The sequence below is a fragment of the Mesorhizobium kowhaii genome, assembly GCF_003253745.1.
Taxonomy (GTDB): Bacteria; Pseudomonadota; Alphaproteobacteria; order Rhizobiales; family Rhizobiaceae; genus Mesorhizobium; species Mesorhizobium kowhaii.
The window spans coordinates 592662-606937 of record NZ_MZXV01000032.1 but is presented as its reverse complement, the minus strand read 5'-3'; the positions used below and the strand labels follow the sequence as shown (position 1 = coordinate 606937).

Genomic DNA, 14276 nt, shown 5'->3' with positions numbered 1-14276 from the left:
CGCTGGCACGGCTGGCGCGGGTTTTTCTTTGGCTCAATCGGGTCTGGAACATGAGTGACATGGAAACTCTCGAAAATTCCCTGATGGCTGACATCGCATCGGCCGCGGACGAGGCCTCGATCGAGGCGGTGCGCGTTTCGGCGCTAGGCAAGAAGGGCTCGGTTTCCGAGATGCTGAAGACGCTCGGCGCGATGAGCGCCGAGGAGCGCCAGCTCAAGGGTCCGGCCATCAACGGCCTCAAGAACCGCGTCACCGATGCGCTCTCGCTGCGTCGGGCCGAGCTGAAGGATGTGGCGATCACCGCCCGCCTGGCCGCCGAAAAGGTCGATGTGACGCTGCCGGTGCGGCAATCGCCGGCCGAGCGCGGCCGCATCCATCCGATCAGCCAGGTCATCGACGAGATCGCGGCGATCTTCGGCGACCTCGGCTTCTCGATCGCCGAAGGCCCGGACATCGAGACCGACTATTACAATTTCACCGCGCTGAATTTCCCGGAAGGCCATCCGGCGCGCGAGATGCATGACACCTTCTTCTTCCAGCCGGACGAGAAGGGCGAGCGCAAGCTTTTGCGCACCCACACCTCGCCGGTGCAGATCCGCACCATGGAGACGCAGAAGCCGCCGATCCGCATCGTCATTCCGGGAAAAACCTACCGGCAGGATTCGGACGCCACCCACTCGCCGATGTTCCATCAGGTCGAGGGGCTGGTGATCGACAAGACGGCCAATGTCGCCAACATGAAGTGGGTGCTGGAAGAGTTCTGCAAGGCCTTCTTCGAGGTGCCCTCGGTCAAGATGCGCTTCCGGCCGTCCTTCTTCCCGTTCACCGAACCCAGCCTCGAGGTCGACATCCAGTGCGACCGTTCGCGACCCGGCGAGGTGCGCTTCGGCGAAGGTTCCGACTGGATGGAGATCCTCGGCTGCGGCATGGTTCATCCCAATGTGCTGCGCCATGGCGGGCTTGACCCGGACGAATACCAGGGCTTCGCCTGGGGCATGGGCATCGACCGCATCGCCATGCTGAAATACGGCATGCCGGACCTGCGCGCCTTCTTCGATGCCGATGTCCGCTGGCTGTCGCATTACGGCTTCAGGCCGCTCGACATGCCAACGCTGTTCGGAGGCTTGAGCGCATGACAGCCGCCCACGCCGGCGGCTGCCGCTGCGGCGCCGTGCGGTTCGAGGCCTCGGCCGAACCGCATCACATCAGCTATTGCCATTGCGGCGATTGCCGGCGGGCGAGCGGCGCGCCGGTGTCGGCCTTTGTCGGCTTCCTGGTCGATCAGGTGGCGTTCACGGGCAAGGCGTTGAAGATGTATGAGAACGGGCCGGTGACGCGCTCGTTCTGCGGCGTCTGCGGCTCGCCGATCGCCTATGTCGACGAGCGGCTGGAGGACGTCATCTATTTCACGCTCGGCGCCATGGACATGCCGGGCGATTTCAGGCCGACGCTGCATGCCTATGTCAGCGAGCAGCTTCCCTTCCTGCATATGTCCGACGATCTGCCGAGACATCTGAAAACAAGCGTCAAAAGACCAGACGGAACAGTCCCATGAAATTCACCCTCTCCTGGCTCAAGGACCATCTCGAGACCGACGCCTCGCTCGACGAAATCGTCGAGCGGCTGACCTCGATCGGCCTCGAAGTCGAGCATGTCGACGACAAGTCGAGCCTGAAACCGTTCGTCATCGCCAAGGTGCTGACGGCGGTGCAGCATCCCGATGCCGATCGGCTGCGCGTACTCACCGTCGACACTGGCGACGGCAAGGCACCGGTGCAGGTTGTCTGCGGCGCGCCGAACGCCCGCGCGGGCCTGATCGGCGCCTTTGCCGCGGCAGGCACCTATGTGCCCGGCATCGACGTGACGCTGACGGTCGGCAAGATCAGGGGCGTCGAAAGCCATGGCATGATGTGTTCCGAGCGCGAGCTCGAACTTTCCGACGAGCACAACGGCATCATCGATCTACCTGAAGATGCGCCTGTCGGCACCAGCTTCGCCAGTTATGCGCATCTCGACGATCCGGTCATCGAAATCAACCTGACGCCGAACCGGCCTGACGCCACCAGCGTCTACGGCATCGCCAGGGATTTAGCGGCGAGCGGGCTCGGTACGCTGAAAAGTGCTGCGATCGAGCCGGTCCCGGGCAAGGGCGAGGCGCCGGTCAAGGTGACGATCGAAGCGCCGGAGCTCTGCCCCGGTTTCGCGCTGCGGCTGGTGCGCGGCGTCAAGAACGGTTCGTCGCCAAAATGGCTGCAGCAGCGGTTGATCGCCATTGGGCTGAGGCCGATCAGCGCGCTGGTCGACATCACCAACTACGTCACCTTCGACCGCGGCCGGCCGCTGCATGTGTTCGACGCCAGGAAGGTTACCGGCAACCTGACGGTGCGGCGGGCGCGCGATAGCGAAAAGGTGCAGGCGCTCGACGGCCGCGAATACACGCTGACGCCGGAGATGTGCGTCATCGCAGACGGGAACGGCGTCGAGTCGATCGCCGGCATCATGGGCGGCGAGCATTCGGGCTGCGACGAGAACACGTCGGACGTGCTGATCGAATCGGCCCTTTGGGACCCGATCACCACCGCCCGCACCGGCCGAACGCTCGGCATCATCACCGACGCGCGCTACCGCTTCGAGCGCGGCGTCGATCCCGAATTCATGGTGCCCGGCGTCGAACTGGCGACCAGGCTGGTGCTCGATTTCTGCGGCGGCACGCCAACGGAGATCGAGGTGGCTGGCTATGCCGGCCACCAGCCCAGGATCGTCTCCTTCCCGCTTTCGGAAGTGAAGCGACTGACCGGCATCGAGGTGCCACGGGCGGAAAGCCTAGACATCCTGTCGCGCCTCGGCTTCGAGCCGCAGGGCTCGGGCGAAATTGTCGACGTGAAGGTTCCGTCCTGGCGCCCCGATGTCGACGGCAAGGCCGACCTGGTCGAAGAGGTGATGCGCATCCACGGCGTCGACAACATCGTGCCGCAGCCGCTCGGTGCGCATGACGCGGTCAATGCAAAGATCCTCACCACGTTGCAGGTCCGCACCCGCACGGCCAAGCGCGCGCTCGCCGTGCGCGGCATGATGGAGGCCGTCACCTGGTCGTTCATTCCGGCCAAGCACGCCGAACTGTTCGGCGGTGGCCAGACGGCGTTGAAGCTCGCCAACCCGATCGCCGCCGACATGTCCGACATGCGGCCGTCGTTGCTGCCGGGACTGATCGCCGCTGCCCAGCGCAATGCCGACAGGGGTATCGGCGACGTCGCCCTGTTCGAAGTGTCGGGCACCTATGAGGGCGACGGCGCCGACCAACAGCGGCGCGTGGCCGCCGGCGTGCGGCGCGGCACGGCCAAGCTCGACGGCTCAGGCCGCAATTGGGCTGGCAATTCAGGCCCGGTCGGCGTGTTCGATGCCAAGGCCGATGCGATCGCCGCACTCGAAGCCTGCGGCGCGCCGGTCGACCGATTGCAGGTCGAGGCCGGCGGCCCGGCCTGGTATCATCCCGGCCGTTCCGGCACCATCAAGCTCGGGCCGAAAACCGTGCTCGGCACCTTCGGCGAGTTCCATCCGAAGACGCTGGAGGGCCTCGATGTCTCCGAACCGCTCTGCGGCTTCGAAGTGTTCGTCGACGCCGTGCCCGAGCCGAAGGCCAAGCCGACGAAAACCAAGCCGAAGCTGGAGCTGTCCGCCTTCCAGGCGGTCAAGCGCGATTTCGCTTTCGTCGTCGACAGGACGGTCGAGGCCGGCACGCTGGTCCGCGCGGCACTCGGCGCCGACAAGAAGCTGATCACGGTTGTCTCGGTCTTCGACATTTTCGAAGGTTCGTCGCTTGGCGAAGGCAAGAAGTCGATCGCCATCGAGGTGTCGATCCAGCCGGTCGAGAAAACTCTGACCGACGAGGACTTCGAGGCCCTGGCCAAGCGCATCGTCGAGAATGTCGGCAAGCAGACGGGTGGCGTGCTCAGGACTTGAGGGATTGCGCAGGCATGTCGAATCGCCCTCCAAAGGGCGATGGACCATTTGCGCTATTCAGGACTCCCGTTCGACGCACAACGCGCGGCCTTTCTCGACATCGTGTCGGCCGACCCGCTGGTCCACGACGCGTTGGCGAGGGCACGCTCGTTCGACCTGCCGGACTGGCTGGTCGTTTCCGGTGCTCTCTACAACTCCGTTTGGAACCACCTGACGGGCAAACCGTCGGGTTACGGCATCAAGGATGTCGACCTGTTCTATTTCGATGAGAGCGACCTCTCCTATGAGGCTGAGGATGGTGTGATTGCCGCTGCCGTTCCGGTCTTTGCGGAACTGCCGCTGCCGGTCGAAATTCGCAATCAGGCCCGTGTCCATCTCTGGTATCCCCTGAAGTTCGGACAGCCGTGCCCGCGCTACACAAGTTCCAGCGACTCGGTCCGCCACTTCGCCTCCAAAACCCATGCGGTTGGGGTTCGCTTCGATGCGGATGGGCAGCTTGACCTCGTGGCGCCGTTTGGTCTCGACGATGTCTTCTCGTTTCGCATCACGCCGAACCGGGTAATGGACAACCGACAAACTCATGAGGCCAAGGGGGCGCGTGCGAAGGCCAACTGGCCGGAAATTACAGTTCTGCCTTGGTAAATGTCGGCGGGACAGAGGGGGGCGCTGTCCCGCCAAAGCTTTCCAATTTCTATGCAGCGCGTACCACGCAAGAGGGGCGCCGAAGCGCCCCTTCGATTGATCCGAGATCAATGCTCACCCATTCACCAGCGCCAGCAGCTCCTCGGTGTAGCGCTTGCCCACCACCTTGTCGGGCGACAGCGCGTCGCCGATGGCTTGCACCTCGGCCGCGCTGAGCTCGATCCCGGCTGCCGCCGTGTTCTGCTCAAGATGGCGGATTTTTCGTGCGCCGGGGATCGGTACGATGAAATCGCCCTGGTGCAGCACCCAGGCCAGCGCCAGCTGCGCCGAGCTCACGCCCTTTTCAGCCGCCATCTTCTCCAGCGTGGCGATAACCACTGCATTGGCCGCCATGGCGTCGGCCTGGAAGCGCGGCAGGCCGCGACGCCAGTCGTCATCGCTCAAAGCCTCAGGCTTGGCGATGGTGCCGGTCAAAAGGCCGCGGCCGAGCGGGCTGTAGGGGACAAAGCCGATGCCGAGTTCGCGGCAGACGGCGAACACCTCGTCTTCCGGGTCGCGGCTCCACAGCGAATATTCGCTCTGCACGGCCGATATCGGATGCACGGCATGGGCCCGGCGGATGGTCGCCGCACTCGCCTCCGACAGGCCGAGCGCGCGCACCTTGCCCTCGCGCACCAGCTCGGCCATGGCGCCGACCGTATCCTCGATCGGCACGTTGGGGTCGACGCGGTGCTGGTAGTAGAGGTCGATAACGTCGGTGCCCAGCCGCTTCAGCGACGCCTCGGCGACAGCCTTGACGTGTTCGGGGCGGCTGTCGACGCCGGCCATGCGGTCGGTGCCGGTGCCTTCCTCCAGGATCTTGAAGCCGAACTTGGTCGCGATCGTCACCTTGTCACGAACGGACTTCAGCGCCTTGCCGAGCAGGATCTCGTTCTCGTAGGGGCCGTAGACCTCCGCCGTGTCGAAGAAATTGACGCCGATGTCGACGGCGCGGTGCAGGGTGGCGATCGCGTCGGCTTCTGGCTGGCCGCCATAGACGAAGCTCATGCCCATGCAGCCGAGGCCGACCGGGTAGACGTTCAATTCAGTTCCTAGCTTGCGGGTTTGCATCACGCGTCTCCTTGTTGTGATGCTTAAAGCGCGTCGACAACGCGCTTTAAGTCTTTGTTTTTTGCATGTCGTTGCCCCCCAAACCGCTGCGCACTTTTGGGCGACACGCATGTGGAGATAGCGCCTTGTTCTATGTTCGATAATCGTCTTTCATGCGCACGGGCTGTTCTATAAAATAGATCGATGAATCGAGCCCATCTTTCACAACTCGCGGTGCTCGCGACCGTCGCCCAATGCGGCAGCTTTCGCGGCGCGGCCAGGGAATTGGCCATCGCGCCATCGGCGGTCAGCCATGCGGTGTCCAGCCTCGAGGCACGACTTGGCGTTCGCTTGCTGTCGCGCAGCACGCGCAGCGTTGCGCCCACCGAAGAAGGTGCGCAGTTGCTGGAGCGGCTGCGGCCGGCGCTGTCGGAGATCGACTTGGCGCTGGAGACGGCGATCGAGGCGCGTGACCGGCCGGCGGGTAATTTGAGGCTTACCGTACCGCGCACCGCCGCCCAGCTCACACTCGCACCACGGCTCGGGGCGTTTGCCCAGGCCTTTCCCGACATCGTGCTGGAGATCGTCGTCGAGGATCGCTTCACCGATGTGGTCGAAGGCGGCTTCGATGCCGGCGTCAGGCTCGGTGAAAGCCTGCAGCCGGACATGGTCGCGGTGCGGATCGGAGCGTCGATCCGTGGCGCTGTGGTTGCCGCTCCTTCCTATTTCGAGACCATGCCGCGCCCCCTGCATCCGCGCGACCTGGCGGCACATCGCTGCGTCCGCTTCCGCTTCTCGAGCGGCGTGCTCTACCGCTGGGAGTTCGAAAAGGATGGCGAGGAGCTGGAGATATCAGTCGAAGGTCCGCTGATCGTCGGCGAGGATCGCCTGATAGTAGAAGCGGCGCTCAACGGCGCCGGCCTGACCTTTGTGTTCGAAGGCTATGTCAGCGAGGCAATCGCCGACGGCAGGCTTGTGCGCGTGCTGGAGGACTGGTGCCCGCCCTTCGACGGGTTCTTCGTCTACTACCCAAGCCGCCGCCAGATGCGCCCGGCGCTCAGGGCTTTCGTTGATTTCTTCAAGATCAGCGGGTGAAGCGCGGGCCGGAAGAAACCCGCCCCACCATTCGTTCACGTCCCATGCAGATATCAATCACCAACAGCACGACCCGCTATGGCTGGGGCGCGATCATTCTCCACTGGCTGATTGCGCTGATCTTCATCGGCCAGTTCGGGCTCGGCTTCATCATGGTGCGGCTGACCAGCCAGCGCACCGCCTTCGAACTGATCCAGCTGCACAAATCCTTCGGTTTTCTGCTGCTCGGCCTGATCATCCTGCGCATCGCCTGGCGTCTCGGCAATGCCGCGCCGGCGCTGCCGCGTTCGGTCGGAATCCTGGAGCGGCGGGCCGCGCCGCTCGCTCACCTTGGGCTCTACGCGTTTCAACTGGCCCTACCCTTGTCCGGCTGGGCGCTGGTGTCGGTGTCGATGCTGGAGATCCCTAGCCTGCCGTTCAATCTTTTCCTCATGCCGAACCTGCCGCTGGCCGAATCGGATGCGGCCGAAAGCTTCTGGGCGTCAGCGCATTGGTATCTCGCCTATGCCGGCATGGCCCTGGTCGTGCTGCATGTCGCGGCGGCGCTGCGTCATCATTTCCAGCTCAGGGATGGCGTGCTCACACGCATGATCACGCCTTCGTCAGAAGACAGTGCGGAATAGAGCGGCCGGGTCATTCGTTCATTGTGTGAGGGCGCGCAGGAAATGCGCCGCCTACAACAAGGAACACCTCAATGTACACGCGTATCCTCGGATTTGCGGCGGTCGCCGTTTGCCTTGCCATGCCGGCTTCAGCGGCAATCGCGCTTGGTGATGCCGCCGGCAGTTACGCGATCAGCCCGGCCAACTCCTCGATCCGCTTTTCCATCGGCAAGGTCGGTGGCGGCGGCCTCGATGGCGCCTTCGGCCGCTTCAAAGGCTCGATCCGCATCGACAACAGCGACGTCGCCCGCTCGCAGGTCAATTTCACCATATTTCCCGAAAGCGTCGGCACCGGCCAGGGCCGCATCGATGCCTTCCTGCGCTCCGACGCGGTGTTCGACGCCGCCAACAGCCCGGAAATCCAGTTCCGCTCGACCAGCGTGACCCGCACCAGCGACACCACGGCCCTCGTCAGCGGCCGGTTGACGGCGCGAGGCAAGACATTCCCGGAAAAGTTCACGGCCGAGCTTGGCGACCTCAAGGCCGGCACGATAAAATTCCATGTCACCGGCAAGGTGCTCAGGTCACGCTACGGCATGGATGTGGGCACGCCGATCTATTCCAACATCGTCGACTTCGACATGACGCTGACGGGCAAACGGGGCTGAATCCAGGCAGCCCTGGTCATTGGCTTTTCCTGAGATTTCGGGCAAACCTCCTCGCCTGCAATCGCTATGGAGAAGCCTGATGTTCCGATGGGGTGTGTTGTCGACGGCCAAGATCGGCCGCGAGCAGTTGTTGCCGGCAATGGTCGACGCGGAGAACGGCGTTCTGTCGGCGATCGCCAGCCGCGACCTGTCGAAGGCCAAGGCACTGGCAGAGCGCTTCGGTGCGCGCCAAGCCTTCGGCTCCTATGAGGAGCTGCTTGCCTCGAAGGACGTCGATGGCGTCTACATCCCGCTGCCGACCTCCCAGCACGTCGAATGGACGGCGAAGGCCATTGAGGCCGGCAAGCACGTTCTCGTCGAAAAGCCGCTGGCGCTCGACGCCAAGGACATCCAGCCACTGATCAAGCTGCGCGACGCCAAGAAGGTGCTGGTCTGCGAAGCCTTCATGGTCATCTACCACCCGCAATGGATCAAGGTGCGCGATCTCATCGCCAGCGGCGCCATCGGCCGGCTGCGCCACGTGCAGGGCGCGTTCTCCTATTACAATGTCGATCCCAACAACATGCGCAATAAGCTCGATCTCGGCGGCGGCGCGCTGCCCGATATCGGTGTCTACCCGACGGTGTCGACGCGCTTTTCCACCGGCAAGGAACCGCTGCGGGTGCAGGCGACAATCGAGCGCGACAAGAAATTCGGCACCGACATCTATTCCTCGATCCGCGCCGATTTCGGCGACTTCGAGTTGTCCTTCTACCTGTCGACGCAGATGGCGGCACGCCAGGTCATGGTGTTCCATGGCGAGAAGGGTTTCATCGAGTTGTTTTCCCCCTTCAATGCCGGGCTCTACGATCATCACCGCGTCGAACTGCACAACCAGAACCACACCGAGGCGCAGGTGTTCCGCTTTCCCGGCACCCAGCAGTACCGGCTGGAGGTCGAGACCTTCGCGCGGGCCGCACAGGGTGGCAAGGAGCGTGTCTTCACGCTGGAGGAATCCGTGCTCAACCAGAAGGTCATCGACGCCATCTTCCGCGCCGGCGGCAAGGACGGCTGGGAGGCCGTCTAGCCCTTTGTTTGACGCAATTCCCAAGGGAAAGCGCTATGGCTTTTCCCGGGAAAACCGTTTTGCAATTTTCCTGGAATTGCTTTAGCCGGCAAACGGGGGAGAAAAAGATGGCTGACGATGCGGACGTGATCATTGTCGGCGCCGGCCTTGCAGGGCTGGTCGCCGCCGCCGAGCTTGCTGAGGCCGGCAAGAAGACCGTCATCGTCGACCAGGAGCCGGAGCAGTCGCTGGGCGGCCAGGCGTTCTGGTCGTTCGGTGGCCTTTTCCTCGTCGATTCGCCCGAGCAGCGGCGCATGCGCATCCGCGATTCGCATGATCTGGCGCTCGAGGACTGGCTGGGCACCGCTGCTTTCGATCGGCCGGGGGATTTCTGGCCGCGCAAATGGGCCGAAGCCTATGTCGGCTTTGCCGCTGGCGAGAAACGCTCCTGGCTCATGCAGCGCGGCCTGAAATTCTTTCCCGTGGTCGGCTGGGCCGAGCGTGGCGGCGGCAATGCCATCGGCCACGGCAATTCGGTGCCGCGCTTCCACATCACCTGGGGCACCGGACCCGGCGTGCTGGAACCCTTTGTCCAGCGCGTGCGCGAAGCCGAGAAAAGCGGGCTGATCCGCTTCAAATTCCGCCACCGCGTCAACGAATTGACCCGCACGGGTGCCGCAGTCGACGGTGTGCGTGGCGACATCCTGCAGCCGAGCACCGTCGAGCGCGGCCACAGGAGTTCGCGCGACATCGCCGGCGATTTCGAACTCAAGGCGCAAGCGGTGATCGTCGCCTCCGGCGGCATTGGCGCCAACCATCAGCTTGTCCGCGAGAACTGGCCACAACGGCTGGGCGCGGCACCGAAGCGCATGATCACGGGCGTGCCCGACCATGTCGACGGCCGCATGCTGGCGATCACCGAAGCGGCCGGCGGCAGCATCATCAATCGCGACCGCATGTGGCACTATGTCGAGGGCATCAAGAACTGGGCGCCGATCTGGACCGACCATGCGATCCGCATCCTGCCCGGCCCGTCATCGCTGTGGCTCGATGCCAGGGGCAAGCGCCTGCCGGTGCCGCTCTATCCCGGCTTCGACACGCTGGGCACGCTCAGCCACATCATGAGCACCGGCTTCGACTATACCTGGTTCATCCTGACCAGGAAGATCATCCAGAAGGAGTTCGCGCTGTCGGGCTCCGAACAGAACCCCGACCTGACCGGCAAGAGCTGGCGGCAAGTGCTTGGCCGCGCCACTTCAGGCATTCCCGGGCCGGTGAAGGCGTTCATGGAGAAGGGCGAGGATTTCATCGTCGAGGCCGACCTGCCGACGCTGGTCGCCCGCATGAATGCGCTGGCCGGCGGCGAGCCGCTGCTCGAACTCGCAAAGGTCGAGCGCGAGATCCGCGCCCGCGATCGGCAGCTCGACAATCCGTTCTCCAAGGACATGCAGATCACCGCTCTGCGCGGTGCCCGCGCCTATCTCGGTGACCGGCTGATCCGCACGGCAAAGCCGCACAAGATGCTTGACCCGGCAAATGGCCCGCTGATCGCGGTCCGCCTCAACATCCTGACCCGCAAGACGCTGGGCGGCCTGCAGACCGATCTCGACAGCCGTGTGCTGGGTGCCGATGGCCAGCCGGTGGCGGGGCTTTACGCCGTTGGCGAAGCCGCCGGTTTCGGCGGCGGCGGCGTGCATGGCTATGCGGCGCTTGAAGGCACGTTCCTCGGCGGCTGTATCTTTTCCGGCCGCGGCGCCGGCCGGGCAGCGGCCGCCTCGGTAGCATGAAACGGCGCCATCGCGGTCCGATCTTCCAGCTTGGGCTCTACATACGCCCAGGTGATAAACATATGACTTTTTTATATTTTTCAGTTTTGGGCCGCCTCGAATACAAATGCGGATGCTTTTATCTTTCCGAGTGCAGCCGGTCCTGAGCCGCTGCAGGCAGTCACCACCTCGTGGTGACAGTTCCAGAAAGAAGGAAGTCTCCGATGTTCCTCTCGGACGGGCTCTATCTGCCCACCCATCGTCCGCTGCCGACCTCGCAGCTCGAGCAGGCGCGGCTTGCGGCCAACAACAATCGCCGGCAGGTCAGCCTGGTCGCGCCATTCACGCCGACATGGTGGCTCCTGGTCGTCGGTGCGCTGCTGGCCGCCGCCGCCATCGCTGCCCAGGTCTCTTGATCGCAAGGCAGGAGATGACGATGCAAAGTTCTCATATATCCCCCGATGGCAACGCTCTTGACGCTTCGTGGTCGGTCGCGACGGCGAAGGCCACTGGATCGCGCGTGACGAAGAAGGCCTGACCGGCGGCGTTTTTGCCGACAGGAGTTCCGCCGTCCGGTTCGCCACGATGGAAAGCGGTCGTCAGGCCGGCGCGATACGCTTCGCCCCGGCGAGCGTCCGCCTTTCCCTGTTCAACTGATCCTGTTTCCGGCTGCTTCACCTTTCCGGAATGGTCTGGCCATGGACACTTCCAACGCTGCCGATCTGGCCGGACTGCTTGATCGTCTCCCGCATGTCGGCAGGTTGCTCGAACACCAGCTGTGGGAGGCCGCACGCGGCCTGTCGCTCGACAGATCATCCCGGCAAGGCCGCCGGTTTGCCGATCTGGTCGAGGCCGGCGCCACGCTCGACGCCGTCCTCCTGCTCGTCGCCTTGTCGAAACCGGAGCGTTCGGTGTCGTCGATCGGTAGGATCGGCGAGCGTTGGCTTTGCAGCATTCACGTCACGCCTGCAGGGGCGCCGGGCAAGGCCGGCATAGTCGAAGCTGACCATACGGATCTGGCTGCCGCGGTGCTCTCGGCCTTGCTTGCCTCGCACCTCGAACAGGCAGCGTACCCAAACAATCACCAAGGAGAATTTGATTCCCATGACACCCGAACAAGCACGAATGCGCCTGACAGGAGCGATGACCGCGCTGGTAACGCCGTTCACCGACGGCGAGGTCGACCTGAAGCAACTGACCACGCTGTTGCGTTGGCAGATCGAACAGGGGATCAACGGGCTGGTGCCGTGCGGCACCACAGGTGAAGCCCCGACCTTGTCGTGGGAGGAGCGCCTCGACATCATCGCGCTCTGCGTGAAAATTGCCGGCGGCAGGGTACCGATCATCGCCGGCACCGGGACGAACAGCACCGAGACGACGATTGCCTTCTCGACAGCCGCCGAAGCTTTTGGCGCCGACGCCGCCCTCATCGTGACGCCGTACTACAACAGGCCGAGCCAGGAGGGGATTTTCCGCCACTTCGAAGCGGTCGCCAGCAAGGTCAGGATACCGATCATCGTCTACAATGTCCCGGCGCGAACCGGCGTCGACCTGTCGCTGGAGACGCTCGAGCGCCTGGCGCGGATCCCAACCATAGTCGGCATCAAGGACGCCACCGGCGATGTGAACCGCCTATCCTCGCTTCCCGCAGTGCTGAGGCGTCGCTTCATCTGCCTGTCCGGCCACGATGCGACGTCGTTCGGCTTCAACACGATGGGTGGACGAGGAACGATCTCCGTGGTCTCCAACGTCGCGCCCCGACTGTGCGTCGAGATGCATGATGCCTGCCGGCAAGGCGAAGACCACACCGCCCGGGCCATCCATCATCGCATGCGGCCGCTGATCGCCGCGCTTGAACTGGAGAGCAATCCGGTGCCGGTCAAATACGCCCTGCATCTAGCGCTGGGGCTGAGCCCGGACGTCCGCTTGCCATTGACCGCTATCCGTCCTGAAACCGCGACGGCAATACGAGAGGCGATGGTGACCCTGAACGAGGGTGGATCGGGCGCAATGCAATCAGGACGGATTGCGGCCGCGCCCGCGCAGCAGCGGCTTTGACGGAGCGGCCTTGCCGTCGGCGGCATAGACCAGGCCCGGCTGGACGATCCATTCGCCAGCCCGCAGCGCTTCGACATCGAAGCGCCCGTCGGCGTCGCGCGTTGCGACGCCGACATAGCGATATCGGGATCCGTTCGCATCGACGACCGTATCGGCGATCGGATGCCCGGCGAGCCGGCCGATGATAGCGCCCTGCTCTTTCAGGTTTGCCAGGACAAAATATTCCGTCGGCACCCTGCGGCTGGCCTTGGAGGTCAGCCAGACTGAATGTAATCTCATGGTCCTTGAAGCCAGTCTGTCGTTCCGGCCGCCAGTCAAGCGGCTGGGAATTACATAGTCGCTGGCCGCATAGGAATTCGAGAGCAGGTTTTGGCCTGAATTATATACACCGCATATGTACGACGGCGCTCACGGGACCCATTCGCCCCTTGCCAAAGCTGCTACCGCATTGACGATCCGCGTAAAGCTGACGCGGGCGCGGCCGACCGTGTGCCGGGCTCTCAGATAGCCATGCACCAGCCCAGGTTCCTCGAACCAATATGCCCGTCCGCCCGCGGCGACGACGCGGTCACGATAGGCTTCGCCGTCGGACGACAGCGGGTCGCACTCGGCAGTGATCAGCACCGTCGGCGGCAGATTGGCGAAGTCGGCGTCGGCGAGCGGCGACAGCGTGATGTCGCCGGTCCCATCTACGCCGCCGGTTCGGATGTTCTTGTAGAACTCGAGATCGCGCATGGTCAGCATCGGCGCCTCGGCATGCGTCACATAAGAGCCACGCGAGCGGTCGCCGCCGAGGCCGGGATAGATCAGTACCTGGCCGATCGGCTTGCGCGGATGGCCGCGTGTCGCATGGCTGACGGCAGCGGCAAGATTGCCGCCGGCACTGTCGCCGCAAAGCGCAATTGGATGCTCGCGATTGGTGGTGGCCCATTCGAAGGCGCTCATCACGTCGTCGAAGGCGGCCGGGTGCAGGTGCTCCGGCGCCAGCCGGTAGTCGACCGAGACCACCTCATAGCCGGTGCGTGCGCAGAGCTCGGCGCAGACATCGTCATGGCTGTCGAGGCCACCAAGGATAAAACCGCCGCCATGGAAATAAAGCACCGTCACTGCTGCCTGCGGCGCGCTTCGGTAGATGCGGATTGGGATGTCGCGGGTGGGCGTGGCAATGGCAGAGGTTTCGACCGCGACGCCTTCGGGATAGCCGGCAAAGAACTCGCGGCACATGCGGTCATAGATCTCGCGCTGCTGCGCGATCGTGTAGTCGATCGTATCAGGCGGATAATAGGAATTGGTCCGCTCGATGAAGGCCCAGGTCTCGGCGTCGATGAGGGTTTTGTAATCGGTCATGGGG

At 63.9% G+C, this 14276-nt stretch carries 16 protein-coding genes; 12 read left to right on the top strand and 4 right to left on the bottom strand.

The features are described from left to right. Positions 1 to 50 precede the first annotated feature (50 nt). From pheS to B5V02_RS15695, 4 genes are read left to right on the top strand one after another with little or no spacing between them, the layout of a single operon-like run. Positions 51 to 1136 carry a phenylalanine--tRNA ligase subunit alpha gene (gene pheS / locus B5V02_RS15710; protein ID WP_111545037.1) on the top strand — a complete coding sequence of 362 codons (1086 nt, stop codon included), beginning with the start codon at positions 51 to 53 and terminating at the stop codon, positions 1134 to 1136. Then, positions 1133 to 1555, top strand: coding sequence for a GFA family protein (locus B5V02_RS15705; RefSeq protein WP_111545036.1), 423 nt, complete (start codon positions 1133 to 1135; stop codon positions 1553 to 1555). The genes pheS and B5V02_RS15705 overlap by 4 nt, the downstream gene beginning before the upstream one ends. Next, positions 1552 to 3960: a phenylalanine--tRNA ligase subunit beta gene (gene pheT / locus B5V02_RS15700; RefSeq protein ID WP_111545035.1), complete on the top strand. Its 2409-nt coding sequence runs from the start codon at positions 1552 to 1554 to the stop codon at positions 3958 to 3960. The genes B5V02_RS15705 and pheT overlap by 4 nt, the downstream gene beginning before the upstream one ends. 39 nt (positions 3961 to 3999) lie before the next feature. Continuing rightward, positions 4000 to 4602, top strand: coding sequence for a nucleotidyltransferase family protein (locus B5V02_RS15695; protein ID WP_111545034.1), 603 nt, complete (start codon positions 4000 to 4002; stop codon positions 4600 to 4602). 114 nt (positions 4603 to 4716) lie between these two features. Here B5V02_RS15695 and B5V02_RS15690 read toward each other — a convergent pair whose 3' ends face one another. Continuing rightward, positions 4717 to 5712: an aldo/keto reductase gene (locus tag B5V02_RS15690; protein WP_111545033.1), complete on the bottom strand. Its 996-nt coding sequence runs from the start codon at positions 5710 to 5712 to the stop codon at positions 4717 to 4719. A gap of 183 nt (positions 5713 to 5895) precedes the next feature. Between B5V02_RS15690 and B5V02_RS15685 the strand changes: the two genes are divergently transcribed. From B5V02_RS15685 to B5V02_RS40615, 7 genes are all read left to right on the top strand, one after another. Continuing rightward, a complete protein-coding gene (locus B5V02_RS15685; protein ID WP_111545032.1) occupies positions 5896 to 6786 on the top strand; it encodes a LysR family transcriptional regulator in 891 nt (296 codons plus the stop codon). Positions 6787 to 6830: 44 nt separating this feature from the next. After that, positions 6831 to 7409, top strand: coding sequence for a cytochrome b (locus B5V02_RS15680; protein WP_111545031.1), 579 nt, complete (start codon positions 6831 to 6833; stop codon positions 7407 to 7409). A 71-nt stretch (positions 7410 to 7480) separates the two neighbouring features. Next, the gene (locus tag B5V02_RS15675) at positions 7481 to 8056 is read left to right on the top strand and encodes a YceI family protein (RefSeq protein ID WP_111545030.1); all 576 of its coding nucleotides are present in this window, start codon (positions 7481 to 7483) and stop codon (positions 8054 to 8056) included. Between the two features lie 79 nt (positions 8057 to 8135). Continuing rightward, positions 8136 to 9122: a Gfo/Idh/MocA family protein gene (locus tag B5V02_RS15670; RefSeq protein WP_111545029.1), complete on the top strand. Its 987-nt coding sequence runs from the start codon at positions 8136 to 8138 to the stop codon at positions 9120 to 9122. A 107-nt stretch (positions 9123 to 9229) separates the two neighbouring features. Continuing rightward, positions 9230 to 10888: an FAD-binding dehydrogenase gene (locus tag B5V02_RS15665; RefSeq protein ID WP_111545028.1), complete on the top strand. Its 1659-nt coding sequence runs from the start codon at positions 9230 to 9232 to the stop codon at positions 10886 to 10888. Positions 10889 to 11091: 203 nt separating this feature from the next. Next, positions 11092 to 11283: a hypothetical protein gene (locus B5V02_RS15660; RefSeq protein ID WP_111545027.1), complete on the top strand. Its 192-nt coding sequence runs from the start codon at positions 11092 to 11094 to the stop codon at positions 11281 to 11283. Positions 11284 to 11350: 67 nt separating this feature from the next. Beyond that, positions 11351 to 11524 (top strand): hypothetical protein, encoded by a 174-nt coding sequence (locus tag B5V02_RS40615; protein WP_167458507.1) that lies wholly within the window; start codon positions 11351 to 11353, stop codon positions 11522 to 11524. 155 nt (positions 11525 to 11679) lie between these two features. On the opposite strand, the gene B5V02_RS41110 is transcribed toward B5V02_RS40615, so the two are convergent. Further along, complete coding sequence (locus B5V02_RS41110; protein WP_146606074.1) at positions 11680 to 11955, bottom strand: hypothetical protein; 276 nt, start codon at positions 11953 to 11955, stop codon at positions 11680 to 11682. A 16-nt stretch (positions 11956 to 11971) separates the two neighbouring features. Here B5V02_RS41110 and dapA point away from each other — a divergent pair, with 16 nt between their 5' ends. Next, positions 11972 to 12925 carry a 4-hydroxy-tetrahydrodipicolinate synthase gene (dapA, locus tag B5V02_RS15650; RefSeq protein ID WP_111545025.1) on the top strand — a complete coding sequence of 318 codons (954 nt, stop codon included), beginning with the start codon at positions 11972 to 11974 and terminating at the stop codon, positions 12923 to 12925. Here dapA and B5V02_RS15645 read toward each other — a convergent pair. After that, positions 12884 to 13204 (bottom strand): hypothetical protein, encoded by a 321-nt coding sequence (locus B5V02_RS15645; RefSeq protein ID WP_111545024.1) that lies wholly within the window; start codon positions 13202 to 13204, stop codon positions 12884 to 12886. The genes dapA and B5V02_RS15645 overlap by 42 nt on opposite strands. A gap of 129 nt (positions 13205 to 13333) precedes the next feature. Beyond that, positions 13334 to 14272, bottom strand: a complete 939-nt coding sequence (locus B5V02_RS15640; protein WP_111545023.1) for an alpha/beta hydrolase — start codon at positions 14270 to 14272, stop codon at positions 13334 to 13336. Between the last annotated feature and the right edge of the window lie 4 nt (positions 14273 to 14276).

What these genes read in the sequence shown, in the direction of transcription:
- pheS (WP_111545037.1), top strand. Translation starts at nt 51, where the DNA reads ATGAGTGACATGGAAACTCTCGAAAATTCCCTGATGGCTGACATCGCA.
- B5V02_RS15705 (WP_111545036.1), top strand. Translation starts at nt 1,133, where the DNA reads ATGACAGCCGCCCACGCCGGCGGCTGCCGCTGCGGCGCCGTGCGGTTC.
- pheT (WP_111545035.1), top strand. Translation starts at nt 1,552, where the DNA reads ATGAAATTCACCCTCTCCTGGCTCAAGGACCATCTCGAGACCGACGCC.
- B5V02_RS15695 (WP_111545034.1), top strand. Translation starts at nt 4,000, where the DNA reads ATGGACCATTTGCGCTATTCAGGACTCCCGTTCGACGCACAACGCGCG.
- B5V02_RS15690 (WP_111545033.1), bottom strand. Translation starts at nt 5,712, where the DNA reads ATGCAAACCCGCAAGCTAGGAACTGAATTGAACGTCTACCCGGTCGGC.
- B5V02_RS15685 (WP_111545032.1), top strand. Translation starts at nt 5,896, where the DNA reads ATGAATCGAGCCCATCTTTCACAACTCGCGGTGCTCGCGACCGTCGCC.
- B5V02_RS15680 (WP_111545031.1), top strand. Translation starts at nt 6,831, where the DNA reads ATGCAGATATCAATCACCAACAGCACGACCCGCTATGGCTGGGGCGCG.
- B5V02_RS15675 (WP_111545030.1), top strand. Translation starts at nt 7,481, where the DNA reads ATGTACACGCGTATCCTCGGATTTGCGGCGGTCGCCGTTTGCCTTGCC.
- B5V02_RS15670 (WP_111545029.1), top strand. Translation starts at nt 8,136, where the DNA reads ATGTTCCGATGGGGTGTGTTGTCGACGGCCAAGATCGGCCGCGAGCAG.
- B5V02_RS15665 (WP_111545028.1), top strand. Translation starts at nt 9,230, where the DNA reads ATGGCTGACGATGCGGACGTGATCATTGTCGGCGCCGGCCTTGCAGGG.
- B5V02_RS15660 (WP_111545027.1), top strand. Translation starts at nt 11,092, where the DNA reads ATGTTCCTCTCGGACGGGCTCTATCTGCCCACCCATCGTCCGCTGCCG.
- dapA (WP_111545025.1), top strand. Translation starts at nt 11,972, where the DNA reads ATGACACCCGAACAAGCACGAATGCGCCTGACAGGAGCGATGACCGCG.
- B5V02_RS15645 (WP_111545024.1), bottom strand. Translation starts at nt 13,204, where the DNA reads ATGAGATTACATTCAGTCTGGCTGACCTCCAAGGCCAGCCGCAGGGTG.
- B5V02_RS15640 (WP_111545023.1), bottom strand. Translation starts at nt 14,272, where the DNA reads ATGACCGATTACAAAACCCTCATCGACGCCGAGACCTGGGCCTTCATC.